6 protein-coding genes and 1 pseudogene are annotated in these 11849 nt (G+C 35.5%); 2 read left to right on the plus strand and 5 right to left on the minus strand.

Features of this window, described 5'->3' with window-relative positions; translation table 11 throughout:
- Window positions 1–756, plus strand: coding sequence for a hypothetical protein (locus tag CXF59_RS06650; RefSeq protein WP_101137062.1), 756 nt, complete (start codon window positions 1–3; stop codon window positions 754–756).
- Window positions 757–856: 100 nt separating this feature from the next.
- Here the strand turns inward: CXF59_RS06650 and CXF59_RS06655 are convergent, their stop codons facing one another.
- A complete protein-coding gene (locus tag CXF59_RS06655; protein ID WP_101137063.1) occupies window positions 857–2134 on the minus strand; it encodes a replication-associated recombination protein A in 1278 nt (425 codons plus the stop codon).
- A gap of 257 nt (window positions 2135–2391) precedes the next feature.
- Here CXF59_RS06655 and CXF59_RS06660 point away from each other — a divergent pair, with 257 nt between their 5' ends.
- The gene (locus tag CXF59_RS06660) at window positions 2392–3159 is read left to right on the plus strand and encodes a rhomboid family intramembrane serine protease (protein WP_101137064.1); all 768 of its coding nucleotides are present in this window, start codon (window positions 2392–2394) and stop codon (window positions 3157–3159) included.
- 43 nt (window positions 3160–3202) lie between these two features.
- Here the strand turns inward: CXF59_RS06660 and rlmB are convergent, their stop codons facing one another.
- From rlmB to CXF59_RS06680, 4 genes and pseudogenes are all read right to left on the minus strand, one after another.
- Complete coding sequence (gene rlmB / locus CXF59_RS06665; protein WP_101137065.1) at window positions 3203–3937, minus strand: 23S rRNA (guanosine(2251)-2'-O)-methyltransferase RlmB; 735 nt, start codon at window positions 3935–3937, stop codon at window positions 3203–3205.
- 1404 nt (window positions 3938–5341) lie between these two features.
- Window positions 5342–6889: a SusD/RagB family nutrient-binding outer membrane lipoprotein gene (locus CXF59_RS06670; RefSeq protein WP_101137066.1), complete on the minus strand. Its 1548-nt coding sequence runs from the start codon at window positions 6887–6889 to the stop codon at window positions 5342–5344.
- Window positions 6890–6899: 10 nt separating this feature from the next.
- Window positions 6900–9995: a SusC/RagA family TonB-linked outer membrane protein gene (locus CXF59_RS06675; RefSeq protein WP_101137067.1), complete on the minus strand. Its 3096-nt coding sequence runs from the start codon at window positions 9993–9995 to the stop codon at window positions 6900–6902.
- 1141 nt (window positions 9996–11136) lie between these two features.
- Window positions 11137–11838, minus strand: a pseudogene (locus CXF59_RS06680) (TrmH family RNA methyltransferase).
- Window positions 11839–11849 lie beyond the last annotated feature (11 nt).

An 11849-nucleotide genomic window follows, 5' to 3' on the forward strand; every position in this document is an offset into this window, starting at 1 on the left:
ATGAGAAAGCAAATATTAGCAGTACTATTATTCATTTCAAGTTTTGGTTTTTCTCAATCCGTAGATGATTATAAAGCAGTTATCATACCTATAAAATACGAATTTACTAGTACAGACAATCAGTATCGCCTAGCTACTATATCGAAGTATAATTTAAATAATGCAGGTTTCGAAGCCTTTTATGACAATGAGTCGGTGACCGACGAGTATAAGGACAGATGTAGCCTTTTGTATTATGACATTGTGAAGGAAAAATCATTTCTAACGACTAAAGTACATATTACTCTTAAAGATTGTTACGGCAAGGTTATTTTTGAATCAGAAACAGGGGTCAGTAAAGAAAAGGCTTACGAGTTGGCATATCCAGATGCGCTAAATGAGGCTTTTGCTTCTGTTAATTCCTTGAATTATAAATACAAGGAAAAAGAGGTGAAAAGTACTGTAGATTCTATAGCGGTTGATAAAAGCGCGGTGTCAGACGTAGTGTCAGTGACTAAAAATAGGATAACTAAACCGGAGACTTTAGACCTGAATGATTCAAGTGTTCTTTATGCGCAACCTATAGTTAACGGGTTTCAACTTGTGAATAGTTTGCCTAAAGTAGTGATGAAAGTATTTAAAACATCTAGTCCTACCTGTCTTATTGCCGTAAAAGAATCTACTCAGGGTGTTTTAATTTCAAAAGACAATCAGTGGTTTTTTGAGTATTATCAAAATGACAAACTGATCTCTGAAAAAATAGAAGTTAAGTTTTAGTTCTAAATTTTAAGTCCTAAACAAAAGAGCAAGCAATTTTTTGCTTGCTTTTTTGTTTATACTAAGTATCTCTGCCTAATTTATATTTTACACCAGTTCTCTAATACCCATATTTCCCTTTCCAACGGTTTTTCAAAAAGTCTCTGGTAGTGTTTTCTCTGGAATTGTTTCCGGGAACATAGAACGGGGTGTTTTTGACTCCATCGGGCAAAAATTCCTGGTCGGCAAAATTGTTGGCGAAATCATGTGAATATTTATATTCGTCACCATATCCTAATTCTTTCATTAATTTGGTAGGCGCATTGCGCAAATGGATAGGAACAGGTAAATCACCGGTTTGCTTCACTAATTGCTGTGCTGTGCCAATGGCTAAATAAGAAGCATTACTTTTAGGAGAGGTAGCGAGATAAATGGCACATTGGCTTAATATAATTCTGCTTTCTGGATAACCTATGGTTGAAACCGCCTGAAACGTGTTGTTGGCCATTATAAAAGCAGTAGGGTTTGCATTTCCAATATCTTCACTCGATAGAATAAGCATACGTCTGGCTATAAATTTCACATCTTCTCCGCCTTCAATCATTCTCGCCAGCCAATAAACAGCTCCGTTAGGATCGCTGCCACGAATCGATTTTATAAATGCCGAAACGATGTCATAATGCTGTTCGCCACTTTTGTCATACAAAACTGTATTTTGCTGTACCAGTTCAAAAACGCGGTTATTTGTGATGATAATTTCGCTGTCAGCAGAGGCGTTTACGACTAGTTCAAATATATTCAATAGCTTTCGTCCGTCACCACCCGAAAGTCGTAATAGCGCTTCCGTTTCCCTTAATTCAATATTTTTGGAGGCTAAAAAAACATCCGTTTTCAAAGCGCGTTGTAATAAGGACTCTAAATCGTCTTTTGTGAAAGCGTTTAATACATAAACTTGACAACGGGATAATAAGGCAGGAATAACTTCAAAACTGGGGTTTTCCGTTGTGGCACCTATTAATGTGATCCATCCTTTTTCAACCGCTGCTAATAAGGAGTCCTGCTGTGATTTACTGAAGCGATGAATTTCATCTATGAATAAGATTGGATTCTTGGTGGTGAATAGACCTCCACTTTGTTTGGCTTTTTCGATGACTTCCCTGATGTCCTTCACGCCTGAATTGATAGCGCTTAAAATGTAAAAAGGACGTTTTGATTCCTGAGCGATTATTTGTGCCAAGGTAGTTTTGCCCGTTCCCGGCGGTCCCCATAAGATTAGGGAAGGGATAATTCCTTTTGCTATTTGTTGTGTCAAAGAGCCATTTGGTCCCACAAGGTGGGATTGGCTTATGTAGTCTTCTAATTTTTGTGGACGTATTCGTTCTGCTAATGGTGCTTCCATTTTGTAAAATTACTATTTTTATTTGTAGCTACTCGAGCACTACACAATATCTTTTTTTCGGTCGCTTCCTACCTAGCATAGAAATAAAAGGATGCCGTTACTCGCGAAGTACTGGGACTTTGCTAAGTCTTGAAATTACCTGTTTTAGGAACGGGCAGATTTCATTTATTGATTTGAAGCGTTATTATATGACAAAATAGCATTAAATTGCTTTTGGATATATTTTTGATTTATATAAAATAATAAAAAAAGCTAAAATGGATAATCATTTTAAATTTACCAATTCTGTCGTGGGAATGCCACTTTTTTTTGTACTGTTCCTTTGGTTTGTCTATTGGATGGAAATTCGATTTGGTTTTGATTTTGATAAATATGGGGTTTGTCCAAGAACATTTTCCGGTTTGCAGGGTGTTTTTTTAAGTCCGTTCATCCATTCTGATTTGAAGCACCTTTATAATAACTCGATGCCCTTGCTAGTTTTGTTAGCTGCTTTGCAGTTTTTTTACGCAAAACAATCATATGCGGTTATAGGGTATGGTATTTTGTTTTCGGGTATCTTGACTTGGTTGATTGGTAGGTCAAGCTATCATATAGGGGCCAGTGGGCTGATTTATGTTTTAGTGTCCTTTATCTTTATTAAAGGAATATTGACGCGATACTATCGTTTGGTTGCATTATCGCTTGCCGTGATAATGCTGTATGGTGGAATCCTTTGGTATGCGTTTCCAAAAGTGGATGATACCATTTCCTGGGAAGGGCATTTGGCAGGATTGATTACTGGAGTTGTACTTTCTTTGGTGTACAAAACACCAGAATATAAAAAGCCAATTAAATACGATTGGGAAAAGCCTGATTTTAATTCGGCAGAGGATAAGTTTATGCAACGTTTTGATGAGGACGGAAATTTCGTCAATTTAGTAATTGAAGAAGAGGAGGTTGGGATTCCTATAGAAGTTCAATCGTATTTCACGTCAAATTTGGCTGTTGAGTATGAAATTAAAGTAAACGTAAAAAGCGAATCATGACCCGAGTCTTGATTCGCTTTTTTATGATTGATTCTATTAGATGTTAGATTCTTTGTCTTAACGCTTCATATAAAAATGCACCACAAGCAACGGAAACATTTAGGGAACCAATGGTTCCAAACATTGGTAGTTTGGCTTTTTCGTCGACAATCTTCAAAACGGATGGGTTTACACCGCGGTCTTCTGATCCCATTATAATGGCTACGGGCTCATTTAAAGAAATGTCATAAATAGTGGTATCTGTCTTTTCGGTTGCAGCAATAGTTTTAATCCCGCTTGCCTGCAAAAGGAAGATGGCGTCTTTGATATGCTCTACTTTACAAATCGGAATATTAAATACCGCTCCTGCTGACGTTTTTACGGTATCCCCGTTCACTGGTGCTGAACCTGCTTTTTGAACTATAATACCATTTACTCCGGTACACTCAGCGGTTCTGATGATAGCGCCAAAATTTCGTGCGTCAGAAATTTGATCTAAGATTAAAAACAATGGTGTTTTCCCATTTTCAACTACGGTATCAATTAAGGTCTCTAAATCAAAAAAGGAAATAGGAGAGATGCTTGCTACGGCGCCTTGATGGTTGTTAGGTGTTAATCTATTTAGTTTTTCTACGGGAACATAGGAGAAGTTTACATTGGCGCGCTTCATCACTTTCATTAAGTCTTTCATCAATTCGCTACTCGCTTCTTTTTGAATATAAACTTTGTCTACTGTAGTTCCTGCTTGGATAGCTTCAATGATAGCTCTAATTCCAAAAATTTGATGTTCTTTTTCCATAGCGCAAAGATATAAAAAAAGAGGCTGTTCAAAAAGGGCAGTCTCTTTTTTTATAGTACAATTTTGTTCAATAATTATTAAAGGGATTGTTCGAAAATTAATTGTGTAATTTATTTTAAAATATCGTTATCCGCGTTTCTTAGGCTGAAAATATATTTAGAATTTTGTGAATAGATTTTATTGGTCGGTTTATACAAGTTATGGTACTAACAACTAAGTCAAATTTGCTGTTTTCTTTCCTAACCTGGTATAAAGGAAAACGTTTAAGACTTTTGTTTTGCTTACTATTTTTAAAATGGACTCTGATTTGATATATCTTTCGTTATTTGTTTCCTTTACTATTTCTCCATACTTCTATGGGTTGTAATTGGATTCAACTTTTCTTGCTGGTAATAGGTTGATAAGCATATTGATGCTGAAAATAAACTGCTGTTGTATTAGGCTTTTGAGCATAAAATACCAGTATGTTTTGTTCCATTGAAGGAACTTAAAAGTCTAGCTCTGTGGTAATTTTTTTCAGTATTATAGAGAGTCGTTAGACTCTTGACAGTCTTTCTAATTCTATAGCTATCAGGTAGAGCGAAAAAATTCAACTTACTAATTGTATAATAAGTGATAGTTTTGATGATTTCGATAATCAGCATCTGCGGGACCTCTTTTTTACTGTTTTTTTCTGAATACGTTTCAAGTGTAGCTAAATTAGTTTCTAAGATTGTGAAGTCGTGTGATTTTCGATGGGAATTTGAATATTGCATGACGGTTGTTGTTGGCCGTTGATCATAACCTCTTTTGTGATACTCACAAAAGTAGCATCGGTGTCATTCTTAGAATAACAGTTAGCATCTCCTTTTATAATTTGGATGCTGTTGGTCTTTATTAAGTTTTAGCAACTTCTCTATTCTGAGTCGTTAGGATTTTATCTATTTCCTATTTAAAAAATATATTTGTCTTTCAATTTATAGGTTGTGTTTTCCCGTTAAACGCTCGACTAATAATCTTGTTTTCGCGTTTAATGTCAGTTTGCGCAATATTTAATTCGGTGATGTGACCTAATATCATCAATACGGAATGTATTTCTCTGTAGATGCTTTTAATAGTTTCGTTAAGATTGGATATTGTTTGAATATAGGCTTAACAGTACTTGCTTTAGCATATTTTAATGATAACTTATCGTTTCACTTCGTACGTGTAATAGCAAAATGTCAGATTTTCCGACTATTTGTACTTGCTAATCTATTTGCATAGTGGCACTGTTATTAAAAAAGTAAAGGTTCCTAGGAGAGTCGATAACTAATTAACCGCCAGCACTATTAAATTGGACAATATAGATAGTGAGTTTAAAACAAAAAAAAACTGCCCGAAAATAAGTTTTCGGACAGTGTTTTATTAACACATAATTTTAAATTAAGGAACATACCAGAATGGGCCTTGTGTTGTAACTTGAGCCGATGTCAAAATAGGCACATTACCTGAGTTAGCATTGTACTCTGATAGCGGGTATATAAGTCTTTTTGGTCTTGAAGCTTGTAAGTTGAAGCCATTTATAGATTTAGGTATAACTGGGAAGCCAGTTCTGGTATAGTTAATGTAATTTTCAACACCATGAATACCACTTAATGCAATCCATTTTTGTGTTAGAATTGCTTGAATTTTATTGGTCGATGCAGCCCATCCAAATCCTGGAACAGCTTCGATCTGTACTGCGTAAGTTCCAATCGTAGCCCCTAAGTAAGTAAAAGAAGCTTGAATACCCTCGTTAAATAGAGCTTGAGCAACTCCAGTGGTTAAAAAACCTCTTTGAACCGCTTCTGCTTGAAGAAATTTACTTTCAGAGAGCAACATTAATGCGCCAGCCTTAGATGATCCAGCCGCAACTTGGGCCGCTCTGTTAGCTCCTACGTAGCCTGTGATACCTGCACCAAATTTAGATGTAGGATTTGTGGAGTTATTTTGACCGGGTACTGGTTTTTGCCCTTGATCCGTACCTACTATTTTTCCGCCTACGGTGGTCCATATTCTAGATCTTCTTGGGTCAACAACTCCAGCTGTTGGTCCTCCAACTTCCCCGTTTAGTACATCAGCAAAGTGTTTTGAAGATGTAAAAAAAGTATAGTTTGTATTAGTTGTCGATCCTGCTACATCTCGTACAAATGAACCAAAAAACGGATTTTGTTTGGCATCATTGCTGGACGAGTATCCGGGATTAATTAATACATCAGCATCTACGAAATTATTTAAAGATTGTAACTGTGCATATTTACTATTTAAATAAGTTACTGTTGCTGCATCTTTAAGTTCGCTTTGTCTCAAAAGAATTCGAAGTTCGATTGTGTTAGCAAGTTTAAGCCATTTACTCATGTCTCCACTAAACACGACATCGTTCGCTACACCTTGTGCCGTTGCTGATGGATTTTGAATAAGAGCACGAGCCTCTTCTAGTTCTTTGATTAACTCTTTATATATTACGGCATCATCTGTATAAACTGGTGTCAGATTTTGTTGTCCCTTAAAAGCTTCAAAGTAAGGTGAATCACCATACAAATCAACTATATACTGCATATAATGAGCTTTCATTATTTTAGCTACAGCTATGTAGTTACCTTGATTTTCTAAAGGTGTTTCGATTATCTTTTGAAAGTTGTTTACACTTCTGTAAAGTCCGTCCCATACTGCTGCATAAGTATTATTATCAAAATTATAAGAATATTCAAGCTGCAATGGATTTGTAAACTGGTAGATATTTCCACCCCATGCATTTGTCATAACACTACCCAAACGATTCATGTTAATAGCTTGTGTTCGGAATGCTTGTGCTTGAGCACCAGGTAAAATAAGTCTTGGAGGAAGAGATGATTCCAGAGGACTATTTATATTAGTGTTGTCTGCTAAATAGTCACTACAGGATGTAAGTGTAACCGCTGTGACTGCTAGTATTAAAAATATTTTTTTCATATTCTTTTATTTAGAAAGTTAAATTGATGCTTCCACCAAAAGTTCTTGTATTTGGATATTGTCCCGTTCCTGAATAACCTATACCGTTACCATTGTTGGCTGTGCTGCTAGATGCTTCTGGATCAGTATACCCTTTGTTGCTCTTTGCTAAAACAGTGAATGGATTTCTTGCATTTACACCAAATCTAAGTGAAGTTAATCCGATTTTATCAATAGTTGAATTAGGTACCGAATAACTTAGAGCAAGTTCTCTTACTTTGAAAGCAGTTGCATCTATAACGTTATGCTCGCCAGCTCTGCTTAAAGTACTGTAGTAGTCAATAATTCCATTAGGATCGTAACCAGCAGCAGAGTAGATCGAAGTGTTAGGAGTGTAAATTCCAGAACTAGGAGCTGTTTCTACAACTGAATTAGGTAAAATGAAACCAACTTCTCTATCAAAAGCGGCTGATTCCTCCAAGCGTCCTGGCCATGTTAAATCGTATTTAGTACCAGAAATAATTTGATGACCCGTTCTGTAATCCATAACTACTGTTAATCTCAAACCTTTATATTCAAAAGAGTTAGATAGACCTAAAATGTAATCCGGGGTTGCTTTACCTAAGATTGAGTTTGAAGATGCCCTAGTAGGAAGGCCGAATTGATTTACAATTATACTTCCATTATCATCTCTTAAAAATTTAGTACCTTTTATCAGAGGAAATTCTTGTCCTACTTGGGCAAAAATTCCAGTTCCAGTAGTAGCGTCTGAGAAAAGATTTATCTCATTTGCTCCAGCAGAAAGGGAGTTGATAACAGATTTATTGGAAGAATAACTTGTGCGCAAGTCCCATTTGAATGATTCGGTTTTAACAGGCACTAATCCTAAATCGATTTCTATACCTTTTGTAGTCATATCACCAATATTTGATTGTGATGTTGCTAAACCTGAAGCAGAAGAAGCAGTAGCTGCGGTGATCAAATCTTTTGTGTTTGATATATATGCCGATCCATCTATAGTAATTCTATTATTGAAAAGTCCAATACTTATATTTCCTTCTTTAGTAGTTACAAATTCTGGTCTGATGTTTTTGTCTGTTGGTCTTTGATTGATTATGTAAGACCCTAATTGACCGTATGGGAATCCTGTTGGGAATACACCTATCTCGGAGGTTGCATAAGGCTGAATAGACGATGAGTTACCAACTTTAACTATGTTTGCAGAAAGTTTAAGATAATTTAAAGTGTTACTTTTTAATCCTTCAAAGGCTAAAGTTGGTATAAAAGATACTCCAGCACTTGGGTAGAAAAAGTTATTATTTTCTTTCGATAAAACAGAAGTCCAATCATTTCTTCCTGTAAGGTTTAAAAACAGATAGTCTTTGTATCCTAAATCTACGTTTGCTAATACAGACGCACGGTTAGATTTTTGTAATCTATTGTCTAAATTTGACGGATTTGAGGGACTTAAAACATTGTTGATGTGATACCATCCAGGGATGTCCAGATTCTGACCTCCTTGTGAAGTAATATTAAATCTTCGGTCTTGCATGTTACTACCAACATTTGCTTTTAAATTTAAGTCATCTGTTAGATCATAGTCAAAATTCACTAAGAAATCGCCATAATATGTTCTTAATGACGACTGATTTGCAAAGAATTCAGAAGTTTGGTTTCTATTTGCTCCAGCTCCTGTTAGAGCTGGAGTTTCTGAATATTGATTAATATGAGACTGTTGATCTCTATTAGTGAATTGCAGATTTCCTGTATAAGTAAAATTTATATGGTCATTTAGTTCATATTTTAATGAAGCAATAGTATTTATAAATGTTCTTCTTGCGTCAGTACGGTCGTTATCAATAGTCCAGAATGGATTTTTGAAATAAATATTATAATTCCCTTCGTTTCCTGAATTTTTAAACAAATTTAAATCTACGTTTCCTGGAGTTTGAATCAAGTCGTCAAGCAAATCAGTTGAAGTTTGGCTAGATTTTTGGTAATTGTAGTTTACGTTACCATCAATGCTTAATTTACCGAATTTTTTTCCAGCTTTAAATAAGAAGCTGTTTCTTTCAAGTTGATCTCCATTCACAACAAATTCCGTCTTTACTTTATTTGCAGAAAGTAACACGTATGAGTCAGAAGTTCCAGCATTTACAGAGAATCCATTTTGGTATGTAATTCCTGTTTGGTAAAAATCTTTGACATTGTCTTTTATGAAGGAGTAAGGTTGTTGCAGTTCAAGTCCGTCGGCTTGAGGTAAACCTGTTGCGCGTAGTACTCCGTCATAAGGAATTCCCCAAGATCCATTTTCTTCAGGATAATGAACACCATCCCAACCTTGTCCATATTTTTGCTGTGTTTTAGGCATAAAGGATACGCTTTCAAAGTCTACTGCAGAATTAACATTTACAGTGATTTTTCCTTTCTCCTTACCTTTAACGGTTGTAACGATAATTACTCCGTTTACACCTTGTTCTCCATAAAGAGCTGCGCCTTGCATCCCTTTTATAACATTCACACTTGCAATTAATTCAGGTGGTAATTGTTGTAGTACTGCTGATGAAGATATTGCGTTGTCGATAACAACCAATGCTTCGTTGTTACCCGTAATTGATCTTGACCCTCTTAATACGATTCTACTAGTTCCATTTACTCCATTTGAAGATTTGTTGATTTGTAGACCAGATACTTTTCCAACTAAAGATTGTACCACGTTTGGATTCGCTGCTTGGGTAAGCTCTTCGTTGTTTACGGCCTGTGTTGCAGAAGTTACTGAGTTTTTAGATTTTTTAATACCTAAAGCAGTTACTATAACTCCTTCAAGCTCTACCGCAGAACCCATCATTTTAACATTCATAACTGCTGAAGTAGCCGCTAGAGATTGGGTTTTCATCCCAATGTAGGTAAAAATTAAAGTTTGACTTGGGGTTGCTTTAATAGCAAACTTCCCGTCAAAATCAGTTTGTGTTCCTGAGTTAGTTCCCTTAATCAACACGCTTACGCCCGGTATAGGCATTCCTGTATTGTCAGAAACAACACCCGTCACAGCTCTCTCTTGCGCAAAGGTTAATTGCGCCATAAGTACTACTAGCAGTACTAAGATTCCATTGAACTTTAGTTTCATTTTTAAATATTTTTAATTAGTGTAGCAAAAATATTACTTTAATGATTATGATAATATTGTTCTAGGAGTTGCTAGTTAATAATTATATTCCTATTGTCTGAAGGTTTGTTTTGAAAAAGCATTGTCGTGGATTCGTAAATAGCTGATTTTATTAGTGCTATGCTTGTTCTTTTTTATCTTTTTTAAGCCTTTGTTCTTTTGCAGGCTGTTTTTAAGAAGAGGAAAATGGCTAATTTTTTGTTAAAATTATATTTTTATAACATATTTAAGTTAATTTGTTATAAAAACCGCAGCTTTAGACTTGACAATTATGATGTGGTATGTTAAATAAATTGATTTTTTAATAGTATAATAGTTAAAATGTAAAAAAAAGCTAAACAAAGCGCAAGTGCTCCGATTTTGTAAGTTATTATGTCGTTTTAAAGAATTATTTCCTTTGCCGCACTGCTTCGTAAAAAAGCACATTGCAGGCAGGAGTTATTGTCAATGATCGTACTTAACCAAACATGGGAAGAGCAGCTATGTTATTAACGATTTTTAAAGTTCGTGGTCTTCTTTTCCCTCTATTAAGGCTATGCCTCGCTTTAGATCAAGATCATAAATTTGTGGGGGCGTTGTTTTTGCAGAGGCAATTGTTTTCTTGTCGCTTGCGCGCAAAAGAAATATTGCTTGGTTAATCTGTGCCGCTTTGCGGGTGGGAAGATTGGAGGTACGCTATATGGATTTTGTCCACAGTGGAAAGATATATATTAAACGGTCAGTTTGTACAGATTGTTTTTTTTTGCAATAACAAATCGATGCGTTTATAACGTGCTGTATTTATCAAGTTTAGTCAAGGTATTTTGTTATTATAATTAGTTTCTTTTGTATTGATTTTCCTTTTTTTTAAATAAAAAGAGGCGTGAATATGCAGAAAAAACATGTTATTTTAAGATAACAAAGATGGTTTGTTGAGAAAAAGAGCGCATTAAAGTAAGCCATTTTAACACAATTTGTTGAAAGGTTCCATAATTTGACATTGGAATGGTTGATAAGCAAAAAAAAGGATTGAACAACGAAGAGCTGGGGCAGTCCTTTAAGAATATTTTGTATTTTGTTGGAATTAGATCCTTTGTCTCACGGCTTCGTATAAAAATGCGCCTCAGGCAACCGATACGTTCAATGATCCTATTGACCCAAACATGAGAAGTTTAGCTTTTTTATCGACCAATTCTTTAACTGACGGGTTTGGTCCGCGGTCTTTCGTGTCCATAATAATCGCTACGCATTGGTTTAAATCGATATCATAGATTTTTTGGTCTGTTTTTTCGGTAGTGGTTACGTTTTTAATCCCGCTAGCTTGCAAAAAAAATGGCGTGCTTAATGTTTCCGCTTTACAAATTTGAATGTTGAATACGGCTCCGGCTGAAGTTTTAATGGTATCCGCTTACGGGGGCTGAACCTGCCTTCTGAAGGATAATTCCGTTTACGCAGTTACGATCGGTTGTTCTAATAATTGCTCCAAAATTACGGGCGCTTAAAATATTTTCCCAAAACTAGAAACAATGGTTTTTTCCGTTTTCCATTACGGACTCTATTATAGTTGCTAAATCAATAAAGAAGATATGGGAAATGGTCGCCACCGCGACTTATTATTTTTGGGTGTTAATCTGTTTAGTTGTTTAACAAGAACGTAGGGAAAGTTGATATTACCGCACGTCATCACTTTCATTAAGTCTTTCATCAGTTCGCTGCTCGCTCCCTTTTGAATAAGTACTTTGTTTACTGTTGCACCCGTTTGTATTACTTCAATGATCGCTCTAATCCCAAATATTTGATGTTCTTTTTTCCATGACGGAAAGATATAAAAAAAAA

This window comes from Flavobacterium sp. ALD4 (assembly GCF_002836475.1).
Lineage (GTDB): Bacteria > Bacteroidota > Bacteroidia > Flavobacteriales > Flavobacteriaceae > Flavobacterium.

Bases quoted from the DNA above. Each gene is read 5' to 3' on its own strand.
- CXF59_RS06650 (WP_101137062.1), top strand. From the start codon at position 1: ATGAGAAAGCAAATATTAGCAGTACTATTATTCATTTCAAGTTTTGGT.
- CXF59_RS06655 (WP_101137063.1), bottom strand. From the start codon at position 2,134: ATGGAAGCACCATTAGCAGAACGAATACGTCCACAAAAATTAGAAGAC.
- CXF59_RS06660 (WP_101137064.1), top strand. From the start codon at position 2,392: ATGGATAATCATTTTAAATTTACCAATTCTGTCGTGGGAATGCCACTT.
- rlmB (WP_101137065.1), bottom strand. From the start codon at position 3,937: ATGGAAAAAGAACATCAAATTTTTGGAATTAGAGCTATCATTGAAGCT.
- CXF59_RS06670 (WP_101137066.1), bottom strand. From the start codon at position 6,889: ATGAAAAAAATATTTTTAATACTAGCAGTCACAGCGGTTACACTTACA.
- CXF59_RS06675 (WP_101137067.1), bottom strand. From the start codon at position 9,995: ATGAAACTAAAGTTCAATGGAATCTTAGTACTGCTAGTAGTACTTATG.